The sequence below is a fragment of the Oxalobacter paraformigenes genome, assembly GCF_000158475.2.
Lineage (GTDB): Bacteria > Pseudomonadota > Gammaproteobacteria > Burkholderiales > Burkholderiaceae_D > Oxalobacter > Oxalobacter paraformigenes.
Genome location: NZ_KI392031.1, coordinates 807,786 through 829,157 on the forward strand (window position 1 = coordinate 807,786; position 21,372 = coordinate 829,157).

Here is a 21,372-nt window from a genome sequence, read left to right on the forward strand (position 1 = left end):
CGGCGAGACCGGCAAAAAGCCCTGTACTGGTACCGCCGGGCGGCCGGACATGGCGATACCGACGCGATGACCAACCTCGGTCATGCCTACTATCTGGGCACCGGTGTGCAAAAAAACCTGAACCACGCCATCCAGTACTACCTGATGGCGGCGGAAAAGGGCCATGCCAAAGCCCGGTATCTGCTAGGGGACGCCTATGAGACAGGGCACGGCACCGCAAGGGATTGCGAGCGTGCCCTCTTCTGGTACAAAAAAGCGGCCGAAAACGGCGAGATCATGGCGATGGACCGGCTCTCCAAAATCTATGGGACCGGCTTGTGCGATCAGGCCGAAAACCCTGAAGAAAGCATGAAGTGGCTGAAAAAGTCCGGCGCCATCAAACGCGACATTCTGAAACATTCCGCCCAAAAGAAGTGACGCGCCAGCCAACACCGGTGTGCGTCAACCCGGTATCCTGAACTGGGATATCCGCCACCCTTTTGTCCTCGCAACTCAATGCCGGCATCATCCGGGCAAAAGGAAAAGGCGACCCGTACACAGCGGCCATGTATGGAGTGCCGCTGGGATTGATGGCGCTTTTGAACATCCCGTTCAAGGCGCCGGTTTCCATCCAGACCCCGCAGGAACTGAAAGCCTGGCTTCAGTCGGTAATGGTCGATTTCGGGGTGGGCACGTTGCAGCAGACGGGGGTCAATAACGCGATTAAAGGCCGTAAAGATTTGGATCAGGAGGATCAAAGGTCTTTTCAGTAATTATCGTTTTATCTTGACCGGACAAAACAGGACTAGCCATAATGGTCTGGCCTTGTTTTCTTATCCTCAAATGATGAAACCCTGTTTCAAAAACCATTTTGTATTTTCCCTTTTTCTCTTTTTTTTGTGCGGTCAGGTCATTGCTGACCATCTTGAAGAAGGAAACAGACTTTTTGATAGCGGGAAATATCAGGAATCCATGAGTTATCTCATGAAACCGGATACCGTCACTCATCCGAAAGCGATGACTCTGATCGGATACATGTATGATGAAGGTCTCGGTGTTGAGAAAAATCCCGAAACAGCCAACACGTGGTATCTGAAAGCAGCTGAACTCGGTTCTCCTGTTGCTCAGTTCAATCTGGGATTATCGTATGAATACGGGAGCGGGACACCAAAAAACATGGCTGAAGCCGTCAAATGGTTCAGAAAAGCGGCTGAGCAAAAATATGCCAAAGCTGAATCGAAGATGTGGTATTTGACAGTAACTGGTAATGGAGTCAAAAAAGATTATCATGAAGCGATGAAATGGTACCGTCGTGCAGCCGAACATGGCGACCACGGTGCTTATGCCGATATCGGCCTTTTTTACGACAAGGGAGAAGGCGTCAGAAAAGACCCGAACCGGGCTGTTCAATACTATATTCTGGGGGCGGAAAAAGGCAACGGCAGAGCCCAGCTTTTTCTGGCGGACTCTTATGCCAAGGGCAACGGCATCCGGCAGGACAATGAACGCGCGCTCTACTGGTATCGGGAAGCGGCAAAAAACGGCAATGTCATGGCCATGCAAGAACTGGCGGCCATTTACGCCAAAGGCCGGTTGGGCGTTCGGAAAAATGAAGCGGAATCGCAACGCTGGCTTGAAATGGCACGGGAAAAGGAAACGCACTCGTAACGGTCCTGTCTCGCCCTTTTACCCGGAAATGAACGTTTCCTTTAAACGCGCTTCCTGATGAAATCCCTTCTTAAAGTCCTCTTTTTGCTTTTTTTCCTGACGGGGTCTTCCCTGTCGCTGGCTGATAATGTCAAGGAAGGCAATCGGTTATATAACGCAGGAAGATATGAAGAAGCCATGCGCTACTGTCTGAAACCGGATTTTCGGAATTTCCGGATGCCTGAGCGTCATCGGGCCGGGCATTTTTCCGCCTTTGCCGGCGGAAGACGGCTCTCTGGCCCTGCCGGTGCCGCGGCATCCGTTCGTTCCGTTGGCAGCCGGTAACGGCGGCTTTTTCCGGGCAAACGGAAGCCTGTGCCTTTGGCGCGGCGTCATTGCGCCGCTTCGGTCTCGCCTTTTTCCGTGCGCGCTTTTTCTCCCGCATCCACGTCGGCCCAGTATTCACGGGCGATTTTGAAGAGGACGGGCGAGAGCAGGAGCAGGGCGATCAGATTCGGAATCGCCATCAGCGCGTTCAAGGTATCGGCAACCAGCCAGAGCGCGCCCAGATCAATGAACGGCAGGGTGCCGACCGGAATTAACAGCACCCAGATCATGCGGAAGGGCGTAATCGCCCGCACGCCGAAAAGATATTGCGTGCATTTTTCACTGTAAAAACTCCAGCCGATAATCGTGGTCAGCGCAAAGAGCGCCAGTCCGATACTGACGATGTACTGGCCGACTCCGGGCAAGGCGTTTTCAAAGGCGACAGCCGACATGGCCGCGCCGTTCTTGCCGCTTTGCCATGCGCCGGTAATGATAATGACCAGTCCGGTGATCGTACAGATGACGATGGTATCCAGAAAAACGCCGAGCATGGCAATCGTCCCTTGCCGGGGCGCGCTGTCGGTCTTGGCGGTGGCGTGCGCGATCGGCGAGCTGCCCATGCCCGCTTCGTTGGAAAAAATGCCGCGCGCAATGCCGAAACGCATGGCGGCCCAGACGGAAGCCCCGGCAAACCCTCCGGCCGCCGAAACCGGTGTGAAAGCGCTTTCGACGATCAGCGCGATCGCCGAGGGAATTTCCGAGCAGTTGAGAACCAGAATGAGGAGACCGGCGGCGAAATAGCAGATCGCCATGAACGGAACGAGCCGCCCGGCCACTTCGCCGATCCGTTTGATGCCGCCGAGCAGGACAAGACCGACCAGAACCGCCGTCACAATGCCGGTCAGGATCGGATCAATGCCGAAGGTATGGCTCATGGCGTCGGCGACCGAATTGGACTGGACGGTGTTGCCGATGCCGAAACCGGCGAACATGCCGAAACCGGCAAAAAGGAAAGCGAGCCATTTCCATTTTTTCCCGAGGCCGTCCCGGATATAGTACATGGGGCCGCCGATATAATTGCCGAGGGAATCGCGTTCCCGGAAGCGCACCGCCAGAACCGCTTCGGAAAACTTGGTCGCCATGCCGGCAAGGGCAATAAGCCACATCCAGAAAAGCGCGCCGGGGCCGCCGAAAAAGATAGCGGTCGCCACACCGGCGATATTGCCGGTGCCGACAGTTGCGGACATGGCGGTCATCAGGGCGTTGAAAGGGGAAATGTCGCCGGCCTCATTGTTTTTCCGCCGGCCGCGCCACATCATTTTGAAGGCATAGGGAATGCGGCGCTGCGTCATGAAACGGTAACCGATCGTCAGGAAAAAGCCGGTGCCGGCCAGAAGCGGCAACAGAATCGGGCCGCTGACGATGTTGTTGAATTGCTTGACCAGTCCGATGAATCCGTCCATCCCTGTTTGACGCTCCCTGTGCCTGTTTTGGAAAACTGCGGGAGAAACTTCCGCATGCCCGTTTTTCGCAAAAGCCTGTTTTGCAAAAAAGAAATCATTGTAACAAGTTGAAGGGTAAAAGGGGGGATTTCAAACCGGGCAAGCGCAAGGGGAGACGCGTCAATATCCTGAAAACGGTGAAATTTGCCCTGTCCGGCGAACGGTCTTTCCGCAGGGGGAGACCCTTGTTCGGGCCGCCGGCGACTGTCCCGCTGTCTCCGCCGGAGACGCAGCCCCCCGCCGTTTCCGGTTAACGCTTTTCGCCGTTTCCGGCTTGAAAGACGAAAACGGGGTGGCAAAACGCGTTTTCCTGACCGCGCCGGGGATGAGGGCAGGGAGAGGCAAGCTGTCCCCATCCCCTTGTCGCCAAAACCGGGCGGCCCTGAATTGACCGGCCTGTACCGGACAGAACATCGCCCGCAGAAAAACAGGCGGATCCGGCGCCTTAGACCCGACAGGCGATGCGCACGGCATACCGGCGAGGGCGGCTTTCCGGACAACGCGTGAAATATCGCCCCGGCGTTTGCCGTCAGGACGTCCAATGCAGGACAGACAGAGCCGGACAGGGCCTGGGAAACCGAGGCGGATTTTACGCCAGAAACCAAAACCGGCCGTCGGGACAGAAAACCGGCCGGGCTTCCGAAGCGGAAGCGGCCCCGCGCAAGGGAACGGCCAGCCGGAACGCCTTTCATGCCGGCAAGGAAGCGGAACGGGAAAGCGCTTCCGAACGCGCCGGATCCGGGGAGACGGTTCGAAAAACGGAGAGGACGGTAAAACCCGGTATGGCGAACCGCCTTGCCGTTGAAAAAAGGGAAGACGGCGCCGGACTGGCCGGATATGTCTGCCGGGAAACCGGCGCTCCCGTATCGGAAACCGGCACAAAAACAGCCGTTTTGCGGCGTTCCATTAATGTCGCTCCTGAAAACCGTTTTTGCGTTCTCCGCGGTTTTGCCGTCCGGTCTTCAGACCGCCCCCAAAGCCGGCCTGCGCGGAAAACGCCTGTTTTGCCGTGTTTGTCCCGAAAAACGAACCCCTTGCGGGAGCCGGATACGGCCTTTCCGCCTTTGCCGTTTGCCGGTGAAAGACATGGCTTACCGGCGTTCTTCTGCCGGATGCGGTTTTTCCAGACGCGTAATCCGCACGGTAAGAATACGACGGCCATCCATTTCCGTCACTTCAAAGCGGAAACCGCCGTATTCAAACGACTGTCCCGTTTGCGGAACCGACCCGAACCGCTCCAGCAGGAAACCGTTCAATGTCGTGTATTCCTGCTCTTCATCGACTAATCCATCCATTTCCAGCGTTTGCTCGACGCTGTACAGGTCGGTCGCGCCGTCAATGTCCCAGACGCCGTCTTCCACTTCCTTGACCGACAGCTGCTCGTCCTCATCGGGGAATTCCCCGGCAATCGCTTCCAGAATGTCGATCGGCGTGACCAGCCCCTCGATGGAACCGTATTCATCGACAACCAGCGCCATCTGGCCGCGCGACGTCTTGAAAAGGTCCATCGCCTGAAGAACGCCGACCGATTCCGGCATGACAATGGCTTCGCGAATGCTGTCGTCATTGATTTTGCCGTAAATGTGCAGATCGTCCATCAGATCCTGCGCCCGGGCAATGCCGCGGACATTGTCCAGTTGGGAACGCGCGATCGGAAAGAAACTGTGCGGCGTATGGCGGAGCTGCTCCTGGATTTTTTCGGCCTCGTCGTCCAGATCGACCCAGGAGACGTCGTTTCGCGGCGTCATGATCGACCGGATCGACCGTTCGCCCAGCGTCAGCACCCCGGAAACCATATTGCGCTCTTCCTCGCCGAAAGCGGGCATTTCGTCGATTACCGTTTTTTCTTCCGGTTCCAGTTCGCGCGGTTCGGTACGGGTTTTCCCGCCCAAAAGCCTTAAAACCGCGTCGGCCGTGCGGTCTCGCAGCGGAATCTGCGCCATGTGCTTCATGAAATTGTGCTGCGCGATCTGGTTGAACAGTTCAATCAGCACCGAGAAGCCGATACAGGCGTACAGATAGCCCTTCGGAATGTGGAAGCCGACCGATTCGGCAATCAGCGACAGGCCGATCATCAGGAGAAAAGCCAGACACAGCACGACAACCGTCGGATGCTTGCTGACGAACTCGGTCAGGGGGCGCGAGGCCCAGGCCATAATGCAAACGGCAATGACCACCGCGGCCATCATGACCGGCAAATGGGTGACGATCCCGACGGCGGTAATGACCGAGTCAAGCGAGAAAATGGCGTCCAGCACGACGATCTGCGTCACCACCATCCAGAAACTCGGGACGATTCGCTGCTCGTCCTGATGGGGCGGGCGTCCTTCCAGCCGCTCATGCAGTTCCATCGTTGCCTTAAACAGCAGGAAAACGCCGCCGATCAGCAAAATGAGATCGCGGCCGGAAAAGGAAAAGGTATAAATGAAGATGATTGGCCGGGTCAGCGTAACCATCCATGAAAGAAGCGAAAGCATGCCCAGCCGCATGAGCATGGCGAGCACCAGGCCGGTCAGGCGGGCGTGATTGCGTTCTTTGGGGGGGAGCTTGTCGGCCAAAATGGCGATAAAAACGAGATTGTCGATACCCAGGACGACTTCCAGGACGACCAGAGTCAAAAGACCGATCCAGATTGCCGGATCAAAAAGCCATTCCATAGATCAATGTAGAGTTGTCATAACGAAATACATTATCGCAAAAAACGGGGGAGTGTGCCCGGAATATTTGTTTTTTTCTTCAAAATCCGGCTATTTTTCATTAAAACAATGACAAAATCGTTTAAATTCCAATAAAACGATAAAAACGGCAAGGCAGGCCGGAAAAGTCCGCCCTGCGGAAAGGGGCATGGAAAACCCGTGAAAAAACAGGCCGCGGGCCATGCCGCGACAACGGGCAGATTAGATTTCGCTGAATTGTCGCACATTCCGGCTTTTCGCGTTTTCAGCCCTTGCCGGTCGCTATTTCCCGTACGGCACATTCGTTCGCGCGCGGCTGACGGTTTTGCATCGGCCGCGGGAAGACAGCTTGCGGTATGGGCGGCTCTGGCCTGCCGCACACGCGAAAACCGCCAGCGCTTGAATGCCGGCAGTGAAAAATGCTCTAATGCGAGACAGGCACAGGCATGGTGCGGGCAAAAGGCCGCGAGCGGCCGCGGGAAAACGCCCGGTCTTTGTTCCGGCCGGCTCGTTTCAATCGGTCAAACGGCCGGGAAAACAGGACAAGGGCATGACAGAAGAAAAAAACAGGCATGTAAAAACACTCATCGAACAGTTCGGCCTCACGCCGCATCCGGAAGGCGGACACTACCGGGAAACCTATCGCAGCGAGGGAACGATCCCGGCCAGAGCGCTTCCCCCGGCCTTTAAAGGCGACCGGCACTATTCCAGCGCCATCATTTTTCTGCTGGGACAAGGCGATGTTTCCAGGCTGCACCGTATCCGTTCCGACGAAATATGGCATTTCTATGGCGGAGGCCCGCTCCGGCTGGCCATGATTTCGCCCGATGGCACGGCCAGCGAAGTCGTTTTGGGCAGCGATATCGCGGCGGGGCACCATGTCCAGTATGCCGTTCCGGCCGGCGTCTGGTTCGGCGCGAAGCCCTGTGCGGGCGCCGGTTTTTCTCTGGTCGGCTGTACCGTTGCGCCCGGCTTCGATTTCGCCGATTTCGAGCTGGGGGAAAAAGAAGCCCTGAAAGCGGCTTTTCCCAAAGCGTTGGCCTGCATTGAAACGTTTGGCTGACAGGCCAGGCCGGCGGCAGGCGAAGTGACAGGCCGCCTCAGGGCCGGTCGCCCCGTTTGCCGGGAAAGCGCCCGGAAAACCGGAAAAAAAGCCTCACCGCCATCCCTCCTTTTCAGGCAGGACGGGAAAGACCGAAAACCCGAAAAATCCCGTTGGCGAAAACGGCAGCCCGGCCCCCGATGTTGCCGCAGGCCGATGCTCCAGCGACTTCATCGCCCTGACGCCGGAAGAGGCCTTGCGGATTGCCCCCGCCGCCTTCCCGACAATCGGCGAAGACCCGCCGGAACCCGCTTTGCCACAGGGATTGTGGCAATCGTCATCCGGCGGACCCTGTCCCGGACAACGGAAAAAAGGAGGGCGGCCCGGCGTGTGAACGCATTGGCTGAAAAAGCGAAAACATGGAATACGGCGACAATGGACGCGTGAACCGGGGAAAAATACCCCGGAAACCCGGTTTTTTGCCTGTTCGCGATGCCTCCATGCGTCCGCTTTTGCCGGCATGCGAAGCGGTATTTGAAAAACAGGGCCCGGCACAATCGGCTTGCCGGGATTGCCCGGCGGCTCCCAAAGGCGTCGTCTGCCGTGCCGACCCGGCGCGATAGGCCGGTTTGTCTTTCCGTTTTGGCCCCGATTGGCCGGGGTTTCGTCCGAAACCGGCGCAGACGCGGAAAAACCCGTGACAAACTGGCATAATACCGTTTTGCCGGCCAAAGCCGGTCTGGCCGGCAAAGGCCCTTTTTGAAAGAAAACGCATGAAAAGAATCGATCTGGAAAACTGGAGCGGGCGCGGCATGTTCCGCCAGTTCGCCGGTATGGATGTGCCTTTTTTTTCCGTTACCGTGCCGCTGGACATCACTTTCCTGCTGGAAAAGGCCAGGGCGGAAAACCTGCCGTTTTTCGGACTGTCCCTCTTTGCAATCGCCCGTGCCCTCAATGCCGTCGAAGCCTTGCGCTACCGCCTGCTTCCGGACGGGGAAATCGTCCTGTACGAAAAAATCGATCCGGTTTATCTGGCCCTGCGGGAAGACGAGGCCATCACGGCTGTGCGCGTGCCGTTTGCCAATGATTTCGCCGCCTTCGACGCAGCGCGCCGGGAAGCGGAAAAAAGAACACTGGCGATGCCCGAACCCTGGTTTTACCGGGGAGACGAACGGGACGTCTTCTTCCTCTCGGCCGTACCCTGGTTTTCCTTTTCCGGCATGAGCCATCCCATCATGCTTGGCAAAAAATACGATTCCATTGTCCGGCTGACGCTCGGAAAATACCGCTGGCAGGACGGAAAAGCCATCATGTCCCTCGATATCCAGAGCCATCACGGCTTTGTGGACGGTTTCCGGCTGGCGCAATTCTTCAGGGAAATCGAACGCTTCGGGCAGGAAAACTGACGGGCTTTTGGCGGCATACCCGCCGAAAGAAACGGCAATCGGCCTCTGCCTTGTGCCATTTGTCCGGAAAAAACGCAGAGATGGTCAGGGAAAGAACTGAAAAAAGCCGGAGGAAAAGCGAAACAAACGGCGACTCTTCCGTGATGGCAAACAGGTCAGGCCGACAAAAACCGGGCTTTTCGCCGGACAGGAAAGCGGCTTCAACGCTTTCCTTGCGCCTGTTTCGCCCCGGTAGTCCGGCGCCGGGTTTCCTCACAGCCTTTTTTGGACGCCAGACCGGCCTTGACGCAGACCGTTCCCCGCTCTTTCACGACGCCGATACGCCCGTTTCCGGCCGCTTTCCTGTCCCCGTACAGGGCTTTTTCGTTGCCCTGTTTCATGCCTGTCCGGGTGCATATCTTCTAACGCGCCCACCCCGGAATCGGCCGGCGCCGGCCCCGCCGTTCCTGTCAGTTTCCAAACCTTTTCCGGTCTGTTGCGGCAAACGCTTTTTTCGCTGAAATGAGACGGAAAAAGCGTTTTACAAGCTGTCCGAAGTCGGGATTCGCGGTATCATGAGCTGTCGGGAAAAGCCGTTTATGGCTAAATCCGGAAAGGCCTTTAAAGCGTAGCGGAAGGCCGGCAACAGCCGGATACCGACAGGACAAAACTGGAATAAACCGGAATGTTTGAGGAAGAGACATGAAAATTGAACAGGCGGATGCGCTTCTGGAAGAATGGTACGACTGGTCGCAGCAGTGGCGGCCTCATCTTGGCATGCCCTCTGCCGCGCCTTATTGCCGGGAAGTACGGCCGTGCGGGGAATATGAAGAGGACGACGAAGAACAGAGTGAATGGGCCTTTAACCGTACCCTCATGGAAACGGTCGATTATTGCGTGAACAGCCTGCCGCCCGATTACAGCCGGGCTATCGGACTGGAAATGCGCAAACGCCGCGGCGCGGCGCGGGAATGGAAAAGCGGCTGTACCGGCGTCAGCTACAAAAGAGCCGTCATGGCGCTTTTGCCGAAAATGGCGGAACGGTATCTGGTCTGAACGGCCGGCGAAAGGGCGAGGCCGCTTTGGCAAGGAAGCGGCCATCCGGCGACGGACAGGAAACCGTCTGTTTTTTACAAGTAAGCGCGCGTTGACCTGACTCAATTTATGTGCAACAATTTGTATATACAATTTTTCATGTAAGTAAAATATGAAGAACTTGGTTATATCTCAAAAGATAGAAAGCAAACTCGCGGAAAAACACCAGGTTCGACCAAGTGAAGTCCGGCAGTGTTTTGAAAACAGGGAAGCCGGTTTCCTGGAAGATGACAGAGAAGACAACAAAACGGATCCTCCAACAAAATGGTTCATATCCTGTACAAACCGGGGCAGAAAATGAAAAGTTGTTTTTGTTTTCAAAAAAGGAAAAGTTTTCCTGAAAACGGCCTATCCTCCTAATTCTGATGAAATCAGTATATACAATCAAAAGGCTTGAAGAAGGGCGCTTATAAAGAGGAGCGTACTCATGAGTACAAAAAAGAAAATTAAAGGGACATGCGAAGCCTGGGAAGACGGATTTCTTGGACGCGAAGCAGAGCATGCAGTAAAAATCAGCAAAGAGAAAGAAAACGACATTGAAGAAGCGCTGGGAATGAAAATGATTTCCATCCGGCTTCCGGCAGATCTCATTCAGGCATTCAAAGACATTTCTGAATTCCGGGGTGTTTCGGGTTATCAACCCCTGATGCGAGATGCGCTGAAACGTTTTGCCGACTCGGAAATGAAAATTATCCTGGCTGAATTGGCTGAAGAAAAGAGAAAAAGCCCCTCGAAAAAAGCGGCGTAGGCATTCAGCCTCCCATAAAAAGCCGGAGCATTCCGGCTTTTTATTTTCGGAAAAATGCGCAACATAGCTGACAGAAAAAAAAATATCATTAAAATAATGACTGTGGTGGTTCCGCTCGCCCGGAGATGTTGAAAGATAGCCGGATATGTCCGGTTCGGGACAAAAACGGCGCGATAGCGGCCATGACGAAAATGTCCGGGTTGCCGCCTTTTCTTCTGTTTCGGCTGGCGGTCCGGACAAATCGAAGCCTCGCGTTTGCGGGGCTTTTTTTTATGGCCGTCGCCTTTTGAAGAGCGCCGTGCAGAACCGCCACACGGGTGGCCGGCCCGCGCCTTGCGGGGAGGCCGGCTCACTTCGCAAACCGGCAGCCCTGCCTTTGGCAGGGCTTTTTTTGTGTGAAGGTGACCGATGTCCGATCGGAAATATCCGAAGAAAGACCGGGATGAAAAAGAAGCCGTATTCGACTGGATCTGGAAACTCGACGATGCGTTTTATGAAAGCGACCGATTGAAGCGCTATCGCCGGAGAGCCTGGAAAAGAGACCGGTACGGGCTTGGAAAAAAATCAAATCGAATGGATGGAAACGATGAATATACAAAAGGAATTTGAAAACCGGGTCAGGGCATGTTGCGAAGACCGCGTTTATGCCAATACAGCGCCGGCCGGGGCGGAAAAACCCTATCTGACCTACTTCCGCCTGTCGGCTTCGCCCGCCACGCTGGACATGGAAGGCCAGACCGCCATGACCCAAACCGTGTTGCAGGCGGAAGCCTGCGCCGATACCTATGACACGGCCGTGACGCTTTCAGACAGCGTGAAATCCGCGTTGAACGGATGGGAACGCGAATACCGCATCCGGCTGGAAAAGGATGTTTTTGAAGTCGAGACCGGTTTGCATCATATTGTCATGGAAATTTCCGTCTGGCATGCCTAGGCGGGCGGAACGCTTTGTGACAATCTGGTTTTTTGTTGCCGCCTTCGGGCGGTTTTTTTATTTCAGGAGACATTTATATGGCAAGTACCGCAATTTCCGCACAAGGTTCCAGTATCGCAATCAACACCGCCGAATCCGGCGAAGCCGTCTGGACCAAAATCAAAAACGTGATTTCGTTTACCGGCTTTGATGGCGCGGCTTCCGAAATCGACGTGACCGATCTGGAGAGCACCGCGAAAGAATTCCGCCTCGGTTTGCAGGATCACGGCAAGTTTTCGTTTGAAATGCACATCGACCGCACTGACGCGGGCCAGCTGGCACTGGAAGCCGCCCGCCGATCCGGCAAGGTCGTAAAGCTGAAACTGACCTTGCCGAATGCCGAAGCGGCGAGTTTCAGCGCGCTGGTCAAATCGACCCCGATTTCCGGCGGCATCGACGCCGTACTGAAAGGTTCTGTCGAAACCCGCATCACAGGAGACATTGAATGGGCGTAAGGCTTTTGAGCAAAGCGGCCATTCTGGGCGCGAAAGACGCGCATCAGGAAGTCGTGCATGTCGGGGAATGGGGCGGTTCCGTCTGCATTCGCGCCATGAGCGGCGCGGAACGCGACGATTTCCGTGCCGCGATCGACGGGATGGAAACGGCTCTGGTCGGCAAATTCGAAGCGCCTCTTTTAGCGCTGACACTGGTCGATGAAGAAGGGAAACGCCTTTTCTCCATCGACGATGTGGAAGCGCTGCGCGCCAAATCCGCTACGGTACTCGACAGGCTGGCCCGCATCGCGCTCCGCGTGAACGGCATGTCGGACGAAGCGCAGGAGGAAGCCGCAAAAAACTGAAAGCGCGACCGGAACTCCTGATGTGGTTCCGGCTCGCGCTGGCGCTGGGCATGTCGGTAAAACGGGCCCAGCAGGAAATCGACAGCCATGAATTCGGTTACTGGCTTGCCTACTACGGACTGGAGCCGTGGGGCGAGAAAGTCGCCGACATGCGGCATGGCATTGCTGTGGCGACACTGGCGAACATCAACAGGAATAGCGAGGCAAGACCGGACGCGTATTTACCGGCGGATTTCATCCCCTGGCTGGAAAGCGACCGGCAAAAACCCGAAGAGAAGGGGCCGATCCTGCTTGATGAACCCGGTGCGCAGACACGGCTTATCAAGGCAGCCGTTTTCGGTTGCCGCCCGGTATGAGGCATGCTCCTCCCGAAACGGGAGGAGCAAACCTTATCCGCTTTACAACAGACAAATCGGACCGGCCTAAAGCCGGCCCGGGAGGTAAAACTTATGGCACTAGCATCTGATCAGGTCATGCAAAAGATGGAGTCGGGAATAACCGACATGCGCCGGTGCGTGATTTCGATGGAATTATCGCTGCAAAAACTGGTGAACGATTCCCGGTCGTTCCAGCAGCTTTACAAACAGGCGCAAACGAAAGACAAACAGACAGCGGCAGCGGGAGCGACAGGGGCGGCGGGCGCCAAAGCGTCCGCTTCCGACACGACCGTTGCCAATCTGTCCAGACAACTGGCGTCCGGCATCGGAAGCGCGCTGCTCAAACTGCTTTCGGGAAAAACCGGAAGCGAAACCGGGCCGGCCGACAAGGCTCAGGCATCGGCCGAAGGCGCTCAAAACGCCGAATCGAAGGAGAAAAACAAACAGAAAGAGCTGGCCAGGAAGCTGGACGGCAAATCGTCGATTGACATCATGCGGCAGGCCATCGAGGATTTCGGGGGGACTGCCGAAGCCGCCAACCAGCGGATGTACGAGTCCATGTCGGTCGCGCTGAAGGCTTCTTCGGAAGCGCTGGTCAAATTTGTCACAACCGGCAAATTTTCATTCAACGATCTGGCGAAGACCATCATCAGCAATATCCTGAAAATCCAGGCGCAGGCGGCGGTAGCCGGACTGGCGAAATTTCTCTTCGGAACCGCCACGTCCTTCATCGGTGGCCTGGCGTCTTCAGCGAGTTCGGGAGCGGCGTCGATGGATGGGATGAAAGTCGATATGCGGGCTCCGATGGCCGGCGATATCCGCTATGCCGCCGGGGGCTTCGACGTTCCGGCCGGGATGAATCCCCTGACCCGGCTTCACGAAAAGGAAATGGTCCTGCCCGCACGCTATGCCGACGTCATCCGCGGACTGGCCGGCAACGGGGCGGCATCAGGCGGCGGCATCAACATCAACACCAGTATTTCGGTGTCCGGTGACGGGACGGCAAGCCAGCGAAGCGACGGGAACGGTTCCTCGCAGCGCCAGCTGGCCGATATGATCAACAACCAGACCAAAGCCATCATCGCGCGCGAAATGCGGCAGGGCGGCCTGATCTGGAACATGAGAATGGGTGTGGCATGAGTATCAGAGAAACTTTCAGCTGGACGCCGCTTGTCGGCATGAACGGGAGCGCGAAATACCGGGTGCTTTCCGCGCAGTTCGGCGACGGTTACCAGCAAGTGGCCGCGGACGGCATCAACAACAAAATCGAATCCTGGCCCGTCTCCTTTACCGGCACGGAAGACGAAATCAGGCCGATCAGGGACTTTCTGGACCATCATGCCGGGTACCAGTCGTTTTACTGGACGCCGCCACTGGGCGAAAAAGGCCTGTACCGTTCGTTCGATATCACCATAACGCCACTGGGCGGCGATATCTATACCTTGTCAACCGTATTCGAACAGGCATTCTGATCATGATTAAAGAGGATATCCAGGGTCTTGAACCCGGTGAAAAAGTCGAATTGTTCGAGCTGGACGCAACGGGCATCGGCGGCGACTATTTCCGTTTTCACGGTTACCAGACCGGTGAAATCTGGTGGCAGGGCAAGGAATACTCCGCCTGGCCGATTCAGGCGGAAGGCTTTGCAAGAACGGGCGAGGCGCAACAGCCCGCGCCCGTTCTCTCGCTGGGCAACGTGGACGGATCCATCTCGGCGCTTTGCGTCTATTTCGAAGACCTGGTCGGCGCGAAACTGTATCGCCATACGACACTGGGCAAGTATCTGGACGCGAAAAACTTCCCCGACGGAAATCCGTCGGCCGACCCGAACGAGGCGTTTCCGAGCGAACTGTGGTACATCGAGCAGAAAAAGGCGGAAAGCAACGATGTGGTGCAGTTCGAACTGTCGTCCGCGCTGGACTTTAACGGGGTGCAGCTGCCCAGACGCCAGATCGTCGCCAACGTCTGCTGGTGGCTATCGTGCGGCGGTTACCGCGGGCCATACTGCGGCTATACCGGAGAAGCCTGTTTCGACAAAAACGACAATCCGGTGACCGACCGCGCCCTCGACCGGTGCGGTGGACGCCTGTCGTCCTGCCGGTGCCGTTTCGGCGAGCATAACCCCTTGCCCTTCGGCAGTTTCCCGGCCGCCGACCTGATCAGGACCTGACATGACGCCACAAACGACTGAATCCATCCGCCAGCATGCGATCCGGGAATTTCCGCGCGAAGCCTGCGGATTGCTGCTGATTGTGAAAGGCAGGGAGAAATACCTTCCCTGCCGCAATCTGGCCGGCAATACGGAACATTTTATCCTGTCGTCGGAAGATTACGCGGAAGCCGAGACGAAAGGCGAAATCGTCGCCGTCGTGCATTCGCATCCGAACGGGCCTGCCGTCCCCAGCGAGGCGGACAGGACAGCCTGCGAGGCGAGCGGTCTTGTCTGGCATATCGTGCTGGTGACAGACGCGAACGGCGAACCGGAAGCGGGAGAAATCGTCCGCTTTGCGCCCTGCGGCTATGAAGCGCCGCTGGTGGGACGGGAATTTTCCCACGGCGTAAACGACTGTTACCAGCTCGTTCGCGACTGGTACAAACGCGAGCGGGGCATCGGGCTGAAAAATTTCATGCGAACCGACGGCTGGTGGGAACGGGGCGAAAACCTGTACCTGAAGCATTACGCCGAAGCCGGTTTTTATCCGGTGGAAGGCGAACCGGAAGAAGGCGACATGATCGTCATGCAAATCCGGTCTTCGCAACCCAACCATGCCGCTGTTTACCTCGGCGACGGGCTGATCCTGCACCATCTCTACGGACGGCTCTCCAGCCGGGACGTGTACGGCGGCTACTGGAAAGAAGTGACCCGGCTGATCCTGCGGCATAAAGCGATACGCCGGGGAAAGCGCGGGGACGGATGGAAAGGCAGGGTCGGGTAAAGGGTGCGCAACCGGATGGGAAAGGAAACAGGCGACCGGCTGTCCGTCTGGCGGATACCGGTCTTCCGGGACGGTTGCAAAAAACAGGGACAGCCTGCCATAGGGCAGGCTTTTTTACAGGTGAACGATGACTTCATTGAAAACAATAAGATTGTATGGAAAGCTCGGCGCCCGGTTCGGACGCATCCACCGGCTGGCGGTTGCCAGCGCGGCCGAAGCCGTCCGCGCGCTTTGCGCCCTGAAACCGGGATTCGAGCGGGAACTGATGACCAGCCGGGACAGGGGAATCGGCTATGCCGTCTTTCTGGGAAAAAAGAACCTGAAAGCCGAGCAGCTTGCCGAAACAGCGGACGACCGGGATATCCGGATTGCGCCGATGCTGCGCGGCGCGGGACTGGGCGGAATTTTTCAGGTGATTGCGGGTGTCGCCCTGATTGCGGTGGCCTGTATTATTACCGGCGGCATGCCCCTGGCTTCCATGATGGCCTTCAATCTGGGAATCATGCCGGGTATCTTGTCGAATATCGGCTTCATGCTGATGATGAGCGGCATTACCCAGATGCTCTCTCCGCAACCGAAAGGCCTCTCGGCACGGAACAGCCCCGCCAACGAACCCTCCTACACCTTCAACGGCGTGGTCAATACGACCGCGCAGGGTGGCCCGGTACCGCTGGGATACGGCCGGATGATCGTCGGTTCCGCCGTGATCTCCGCCGGCATCTACAGCGCCGACCGGTTGTGAAACGCCGGACTGGCCGGTTTGCCGGCACATGAATAACACTGCCCGCTTCGGCGGGCTTTTTTTACGGGTGAATGATGACACCACTGAAAACAGTACGTTTATACGGAAAGCTGGGAACGCGATTCGGACGGGTACACCGTCTGGCGGTGGCCAGCGCCGCCGAAGCCGTGAGAGCCTTGTGCGCCATCCGGCCCGGTTTCGAAAAGGAACTGATGAGCAGTCGCGACAGGGGAATCAACTACGCCGTTTTTCTCGGAAAAAGAAACATTGCGGAAGAGGAAATGCTGCATCCGGCCGGACGGGACGAAATCCGGATTGCGCCGGTGTTACAGGGGTCGGGGAGGGGAGGACTGTTCCAGACCATACTGGGGGCGGCCATGATGGTTTTCGCCATGTGGGCGGCGGGCGGGTTTTCCAGTCTGGCCAGCCTCTCTTCCACGCTGGCGACAGAAGGCTGGATCGGCGCGACGGCCATGATGGGCATGTCCATGATGCTGGGGGGCGTCATGCAGCTTCTCTCTCCCCAGATGAAAGGCCTTTCCGCCGGAGACGGCGTCGAAAACGGAGCGTCGTACCACTTCAACGGCGCGGTCAACACAACGGCGCAGGGCAACCCGGTTCCGCTCGGTTACGGGCGCATGATAGTCGGTTCGGCAGTGATTTCTGCCGGCATTTACGCAATGGATCAGAAATGAATATTATCGGATACAAAAAAGGGGGCGGCAGCAGCCACACGCCCGTCGAACAGTCGGATAACCTGCACAGTACCGCCTATGCGCGCGTGCTCGACCTGATTTCGGAGGGCGAAATCGTCGGGCCGGCCAACGGCTTGCAGTCGATCTATCTGGATGAAACGCCGCTGGCCAATCCCGACGGTTCGCTGAACTTCCAGGGGGTTTCGGTCGATTTCCGGCCGGGCACGCAGGATCAGGAACACATCGCCGGATTTCCGAGTGTCGAAAACGAAATCGGCGTCGGCATCGAACTGACCTCGAAACAGCCCTGGATACAGGCCATCAACAACCTGCAATTGTCGGCCGTCCGCGTCCGCCTCTCGGCAGACGGCCTGTCCAAAGCCAACATGAAAAACGGCGACATCAACGGTTACCGCGTTGAATACGCCATTGACATTTCGACCGACAACGGCGCTTTCGTGCCCGTACTGCAAACGGCGTTCGACGGCAAGACGACCAGCAAATACGAGCGCACGCACCGGATCGACTTGCCTAAAGCGACGTCCGGATGGTCGATCCGCGTGCGCCGCCTGACGGCCAACGCCAACAGTTCGACCACCTCCGACAGAACATCCATTATGTCCTATACGGAAGTGATCGACGCCAAATTGCGCTATCCGATGAGCGCGATTGTCGGCATCCAGGTCGATGCGGCCCAGTTCCAGAGCATTCCGGTGCGGGGCTACGACATGATGCTGAAAATCGTGAAGGTGCCCAGCAACTACGATCCCGAAAAAAGGTTCTACAACGGCGACTGGGACGGCACCTTCAAACCGGCCTGGACCAACAATCCGGCCTGGGTGTTCTATGATCTTGTCCTGAACGACCGTTACGGGCTGGGCCATCTGGTGTCCGAAGAACAGATCGACAAATGGTCGCTGTACCGTATCGCGCAATATGCCGACCAGAAAGTGCCGGACGGAAAAGGCGGTTTCGAACCGCGTTTCACCTGCAACGTCTATATCCAGTCGCGGAAAGAAGCCTATGCCGTCCTGCAAGACATCGCGTCGATTTTCCGGGGCATCGCCTACTGGGCAGGCGGCAACATCACGGCGTCGGCCGACATGCCCGTCGAACCGGTCTATACCTACACGGCGGCCAATGTGATCGACGGCAAATTCACCCGGATCGGCAGCAGCAGGAAGACGCGCTACACCGTCGCGCTGGTCAGCTGGAACGACCCGGCCGACTTTTACCGCGCCAAGGTGGAATACGTCTCCGACGACGAAGGCATCAGCCGCTACGGCGTCCAGCAACTGGAAATCACGGCCTTTGGCTGCACTTCGCAGGGCGAGGCGCAACGCCGGGGACACTGGGCGTTAATGACCTCCCGGCTGGAAACGGAATCCATCACCTTTTCTGTCGGGCTGGATGGGGCCATCGCCTTGCCGGGCCAGATCGTGCGCATCGCCGATCCCCACCGCATGGGAAGACGCAACGCCGGACGCATCAAATCGGCAAACGGGCGCGTGGTCGTCCTGGACAAGGCGCCGACCGTTGCCGTCGGCGACAAGCTGACCGTCATTTTGCCGACTGGCGAAACCGAAACGAAAACCGTTGCCCGCGTCAAAGACGACAGCGTGACCGTCAGTACGGACTGGAGCGTCATGCCGGTGGAAAATGCCGTCTGGTCGGTGGACAACATCGATCTGGCCGCTCCCCTTTACCGGATCGTTTCCATTAGGGAAAAGGAGGGCATGACCTATGAAATTTCAGCCGTCCAGCATGAACCGGGCAAGTTCGACTATATCGACAAGGCCGTAAAAATCGAATCGCGGCCGGAAAGCGTCAAGGAACTGAAACCGAAAGAAGTGACCCATATCGACGTCAACGAATCGCTCTACGTCGTCGGCATCCGTTCGTTCGGCATTCGTGCGACCGTTTCCTGGACAAGCGACGCCCACCGGTTCGAGTTTGCCTACCGGAAAGAAAACGGCACCTGGACGACATTGAACACGCGCGATCCGTCGATCGACATTTACGGGCTGGACGAGGCGATCTACGAATTTTCAGTCGTCGCCATTTCCAGTACCGGCATGCGTTCCGGCGCGGCAACGCTGACGAAAGAAATCATGGGGCTGAAACTGGTTCCGGCCAACGTGCCCTGGTTCGTCATCGAAGGCAATACCCTGAGCTGGGGCGAAGTCGCCGATCTGGACGTGGACGGTTACCTGATCCGTTTCCATTACGGCCACAACCGGAACTGGGAAGACGCCAGCCCCTTGCATACGGGCGTTTTGACCCAGTGTCCGTTCACGCCGGAAAAAATGCCGCAGGGGCCGATCACGCTCATGATCAAGGCCATCGACACGAGCGGAAACGAATCGGCCAAACCGGCCACGATCGAAACGCAGTTCGGCGACGCGCTGGTCGGCAATGTGATCGAAACCATTGATTTTCAGGAACAGGGTTATCCGGGCGTCGTGACCGGTGCGACAGTGTCGGACGGCATGCTGAAAGTGGCGAATGTGACCGACTTTTTCAGTGACGACAATACTGCGGCATTTTTCGGGGAAGATGAAAACGCCGGTTTCTTCAATGAAACCTACGACGGCATGTCGTATGAAACGACCGTGGTCACGCCGAACGAAGCCGTCGTCGGCAGCACCATGACCTTCGACGTGGCCATGACCGGCGACGTGATGAAAATCGCGTACCGGGGCTACGGCGGCACGAAAATGTACGGCAAGGACTATGAAAAAATGTATGGCGACGACGAGGCGCTCTTTTATCCCTCGCCGGGCGAATACCAGCCCTGGCCCGGACAGGTCACAACGCAATACATGCCGTACCAGTTCCGGCTTGATATCGGCAGCGGCCATACCCGGCCGACCGTCGGTACCTGCCGGGTCGTCATTGATGTGCCCGACATTATCGAACAGATGAACGACGTCGAAATCGCCGCCACCGGCACGCGACTGCCGATTAACGAGACTTATCACGTTATCGAAAACGTGCAGGTCACCCTGCAGGACGACGGGGGCGAGGCCATCAGCGTCAAGGTCGTGGACAAGGACCCGAAACGCGGGCCGCTTGTCGCCTGTCTGGACGCCGCGGGCAACTGGGTCAGGGGCATCGTGGACGCCACGCCGCAAGGCTACTGAAGCCGTCTCCATGCGCGTTCGGGAAAGCCTTCTCCGGAAGGCTTTCCCGGCCCTGAAACGGCGCGTCTGAAAGAAACCGGCCGGGATAACACAGGAAGGGAAACATTTAAGATAACAAATATGTATCCAACAGATATCAATACAGATTTTCCGGAAAACCGGAAAAGGCGTTCCGTCAGAAACGGTTAAAAGACCGGATGAAACGGCCGCCTGAAAGAAAAGGCGGAAACCGTTTCGGGAACTGGCGCGCCTGTTCCGGAGACCGTATCGGCCTGAGAGCCGGAGTCGGGCAAGCGGAAAAAAGCGGGCAAGGGCTTGTTGCCGTCAGGAAAAACGCGATGTTGCACAGTAAAAAGATTTTCACGCCATGCTATTGGCGAGGGGGGGAACTGAATGTAAAATTCCCGCATCGGTGAAACCGGCCTGACAAGGCAGAGCGGAAAACCCGGAGCCGGATGTTGAAACATACCGGTTTCCGGATAACGTCCTGTTTTGGCCTTCAGGCGCGGCAAACCGGTTTTTAATGGATTGAAGGCAGGGAATGATTGCACCCAAATAGCTTCCCTGCCTTCTTTCTCATTAAAAACGGAAACCACCCCAAGACGGCCGGAAACCGTTTGCGAACCGTTTTTTTCATGAGCGGCTTGCCTCCGGAACCGTCGAACAGACCTGGAAGACCTCGCGGGAAAACCCCTGCGGGGTCTTTTTTCATGGCTGGCCGGACAAGCCCCCTGCCAATAAGGATACGGCTGTTTCACGCGCCGGACAGGGAAAACGGTCTGGCCTGTTTCACCCCGCAGACCGTTCCCGTCGTCCCGACACACCGGCGACCCGGAAAACCGTGACCGGACAGACAGGAGCCGGTACCGGACTGGCTGCCCCAATGCCGCCCTGTCACGCAACGCGCGCAAGGCCATGCTCGACAACAGGAGAGCATGCCAGGAAATCGTCGCCTTGCCCGAAGGCCGGAACCGGCGACGGACAAAGCCGGACTGCCGGACTTTCTGAAATCGGCGGGACAGGCGACCGCTTCCTGAACCACGCCGTCAGCCTGTGCCGGAAAACAAAAAAACCGGCCTTCAGCCGGCAAACGGAAAAGGAAAAAACATACCGGGCAGGCCGCATTGCCGAAGAGACGCCCTTTCTGCCTGCGCCGGAAGGGCACGGCATGGCGCCGGACGAACTTGTCGTCCGGACGATAGCCGGACGCCGGACGTTTTCAGCCCTGTCCGGAAGCCTGATCGGACGCCGGCTTTGAGACCGGCCGCCGGTATGAGCGGGGAAGGCGTCCGGTTATGGACCGTCGA

At 57.2% G+C, this 21,372-nt stretch carries 26 protein-coding genes; 20 read left to right on the plus strand and 6 right to left on the minus strand.

Annotated elements, in window-relative coordinates; translation table 11 throughout:
- The 3 genes from OFAG_RS07520 to OFAG_RS07530 all read left to right on the plus strand — a co-directional run.
- The coding region (locus OFAG_RS07520) for a tetratricopeptide repeat protein (protein ID WP_020995072.1) at positions 1-417 on the plus strand (417 nt) is incomplete at its 5' end.
- Between the two features lie 62 nt (positions 418-479).
- On the plus strand, positions 480-752 hold the full coding sequence (locus OFAG_RS07525) for a hypothetical protein (protein ID WP_005876928.1): 273 nt from the start codon (positions 480-482) through the stop codon (positions 750-752).
- Between the two features lie 199 nt (positions 753-951).
- Positions 952-1,647, plus strand: coding sequence for a tetratricopeptide repeat protein (locus OFAG_RS07530; protein WP_231371681.1), 696 nt, complete (start codon positions 952-954; stop codon positions 1,645-1,647).
- A gap of 371 nt (positions 1,648-2,018) precedes the next feature.
- On the opposite strand, the gene OFAG_RS07540 is transcribed toward OFAG_RS07530, so the two are convergent.
- From OFAG_RS07540 to OFAG_RS07555, 3 genes are all read right to left on the minus strand, one after another.
- Entirely contained in the window at positions 2,019-3,416 is a 1,398-nt protein-coding gene (locus tag OFAG_RS07540; RefSeq protein WP_005876926.1) for an alanine/glycine:cation symporter family protein, read from the minus strand.
- Between the two features lie 727 nt (positions 3,417-4,143).
- Complete coding sequence (locus OFAG_RS13845) at positions 4,144-4,362, minus strand: hypothetical protein (protein WP_147617661.1); 219 nt, start codon at positions 4,360-4,362, stop codon at positions 4,144-4,146.
- A gap of 184 nt (positions 4,363-4,546) precedes the next feature.
- Positions 4,547-6,112 carry a TerC family protein gene (locus OFAG_RS07555; protein WP_005876925.1) on the minus strand — a complete coding sequence of 522 codons (1,566 nt, stop codon included), beginning with the start codon at positions 6,110-6,112 and terminating at the stop codon, positions 4,547-4,549.
- Between the two features lie 568 nt (positions 6,113-6,680).
- Between OFAG_RS07555 and OFAG_RS07565 the strand changes: the two genes are divergently transcribed.
- The 3 genes from OFAG_RS07565 (at position 6,681) to OFAG_RS07580 (ending at position 8,578) form a co-directional block, all read left to right on the plus strand.
- Positions 6,681-7,193: a cupin domain-containing protein gene (locus OFAG_RS07565; RefSeq protein ID WP_005876924.1), complete on the plus strand. Its 513-nt coding sequence runs from the start codon at positions 6,681-6,683 to the stop codon at positions 7,191-7,193.
- A 398-nt stretch (positions 7,194-7,591) separates the two neighbouring features.
- The gene (locus tag OFAG_RS13850) at positions 7,592-7,795 is read left to right on the plus strand and encodes a hypothetical protein (protein WP_147617660.1); all 204 of its coding nucleotides are present in this window, start codon (positions 7,592-7,594) and stop codon (positions 7,793-7,795) included.
- Positions 7,796-7,945: 150 nt separating this feature from the next.
- Positions 7,946-8,578 carry a CatA-like O-acetyltransferase gene (locus OFAG_RS07580; protein WP_005876923.1) on the plus strand — a complete coding sequence of 211 codons (633 nt, stop codon included), beginning with the start codon at positions 7,946-7,948 and terminating at the stop codon, positions 8,576-8,578.
- Positions 8,579-8,778: 200 nt separating this feature from the next.
- On the opposite strand, the gene OFAG_RS07585 is transcribed toward OFAG_RS07580, so the two are convergent.
- Complete coding sequence (locus OFAG_RS07585; RefSeq protein ID WP_005876921.1) at positions 8,779-8,958, minus strand: hypothetical protein; 180 nt, start codon at positions 8,956-8,958, stop codon at positions 8,779-8,781.
- Positions 8,959-9,259: 301 nt separating this feature from the next.
- On the opposite strand from OFAG_RS07585, the gene OFAG_RS07595 reads away from it, so the two are divergent.
- Complete coding sequence (locus OFAG_RS07595) at positions 9,260-9,613, plus strand: hypothetical protein (protein ID WP_005876919.1); 354 nt, start codon at positions 9,260-9,262, stop codon at positions 9,611-9,613.
- 136 nt (positions 9,614-9,749) lie between these two features.
- On the opposite strand, the gene OFAG_RS13855 is transcribed toward OFAG_RS07595, so the two are convergent.
- Positions 9,750-10,640 carry a hypothetical protein gene (locus tag OFAG_RS13855; protein WP_155979196.1) on the minus strand — a complete coding sequence of 297 codons (891 nt, stop codon included), beginning with the start codon at positions 10,638-10,640 and terminating at the stop codon, positions 9,750-9,752.
- A gap of 168 nt (positions 10,641-10,808) precedes the next feature.
- Between OFAG_RS13855 and OFAG_RS13860 the strand changes: the two genes are divergently transcribed.
- From OFAG_RS13860 to OFAG_RS07665, 12 genes are all read left to right on the plus strand, one after another.
- The gene (locus OFAG_RS13860) at positions 10,809-11,009 is read left to right on the plus strand and encodes a hypothetical protein (protein WP_020995077.1); all 201 of its coding nucleotides are present in this window, start codon (positions 10,809-10,811) and stop codon (positions 11,007-11,009) included.
- On the plus strand, positions 10,987-11,334 hold the full coding sequence (gene gp17, locus OFAG_RS07615) for a tail completion protein gp17 (protein WP_020995078.1): 348 nt from the start codon (positions 10,987-10,989) through the stop codon (positions 11,332-11,334). Before OFAG_RS13860 ends, gp17 begins: the two co-directional genes overlap by 23 nt.
- A gap of 77 nt (positions 11,335-11,411) precedes the next feature.
- Entirely contained in the window at positions 11,412-11,828 is a 417-nt protein-coding gene (locus OFAG_RS07620; protein WP_005876913.1) for a phage tail tube protein, read from the plus strand.
- Complete coding sequence (locus OFAG_RS07625) at positions 11,819-12,172, plus strand: hypothetical protein (protein WP_005876911.1); 354 nt, start codon at positions 11,819-11,821, stop codon at positions 12,170-12,172. The genes OFAG_RS07620 and OFAG_RS07625 overlap by 10 nt, the downstream gene beginning before the upstream one ends.
- Positions 12,173-12,192: 20 nt before the next feature.
- The gene (locus OFAG_RS07630; RefSeq protein ID WP_147617659.1) at positions 12,193-12,528 is read left to right on the plus strand and encodes a phage tail assembly protein T; all 336 of its coding nucleotides are present in this window, start codon (positions 12,193-12,195) and stop codon (positions 12,526-12,528) included.
- Between the two features lie 93 nt (positions 12,529-12,621).
- The gene (locus OFAG_RS07635) at positions 12,622-13,689 is read left to right on the plus strand and encodes a phage tail tape measure C-terminal domain-containing protein (protein ID WP_040721204.1); all 1,068 of its coding nucleotides are present in this window, start codon (positions 12,622-12,624) and stop codon (positions 13,687-13,689) included.
- Positions 13,686-14,021, plus strand: a complete 336-nt coding sequence (locus OFAG_RS07640) for a phage tail protein (RefSeq protein WP_005876907.1) — start codon at positions 13,686-13,688, stop codon at positions 14,019-14,021. Before OFAG_RS07635 ends, OFAG_RS07640 begins: the two co-directional genes overlap by 4 nt.
- Before the next feature lie 2 nt (positions 14,022-14,023).
- Positions 14,024-14,719 carry a phage minor tail protein L gene (locus OFAG_RS07645; protein WP_005876904.1) on the plus strand — a complete coding sequence of 232 codons (696 nt, stop codon included), beginning with the start codon at positions 14,024-14,026 and terminating at the stop codon, positions 14,717-14,719.
- A 1-nt stretch (position 14,720) separates the two neighbouring features.
- Positions 14,721-15,485 carry a C40 family peptidase gene (locus tag OFAG_RS07650; protein ID WP_005876902.1) on the plus strand — a complete coding sequence of 255 codons (765 nt, stop codon included), beginning with the start codon at positions 14,721-14,723 and terminating at the stop codon, positions 15,483-15,485.
- A 127-nt stretch (positions 15,486-15,612) separates the two neighbouring features.
- The gene (locus OFAG_RS07655) at positions 15,613-16,227 is read left to right on the plus strand and encodes a tail assembly protein (RefSeq protein ID WP_020995079.1); all 615 of its coding nucleotides are present in this window, start codon (positions 15,613-15,615) and stop codon (positions 16,225-16,227) included.
- A gap of 74 nt (positions 16,228-16,301) precedes the next feature.
- Positions 16,302-16,922, plus strand: a complete 621-nt coding sequence (locus OFAG_RS07660) for a tail assembly protein (protein ID WP_390621823.1) — start codon at positions 16,302-16,304, stop codon at positions 16,920-16,922.
- Positions 16,919-20,065, plus strand: coding sequence for a TipJ family phage tail tip protein (locus tag OFAG_RS07665; protein ID WP_005876896.1), 3,147 nt, complete (start codon positions 16,919-16,921; stop codon positions 20,063-20,065). The genes OFAG_RS07660 and OFAG_RS07665 overlap by 4 nt, the downstream gene beginning before the upstream one ends.
- A 185-nt stretch (positions 20,066-20,250) precedes the next feature.
- On the opposite strand, the gene OFAG_RS13865 is transcribed toward OFAG_RS07665, so the two are convergent.
- Positions 20,251-20,532, minus strand: a complete 282-nt coding sequence (locus OFAG_RS13865) for a hypothetical protein (protein ID WP_147617658.1) — start codon at positions 20,530-20,532, stop codon at positions 20,251-20,253.
- 374 nt (positions 20,533-20,906) lie between these two features.
- On the opposite strand from OFAG_RS13865, the gene OFAG_RS07675 reads away from it, so the two are divergent.
- Positions 20,907-21,323: a hypothetical protein gene (locus OFAG_RS07675; RefSeq protein WP_040719976.1), complete on the plus strand. Its 417-nt coding sequence runs from the start codon at positions 20,907-20,909 to the stop codon at positions 21,321-21,323.
- Positions 21,324-21,372 lie beyond the last annotated feature (49 nt).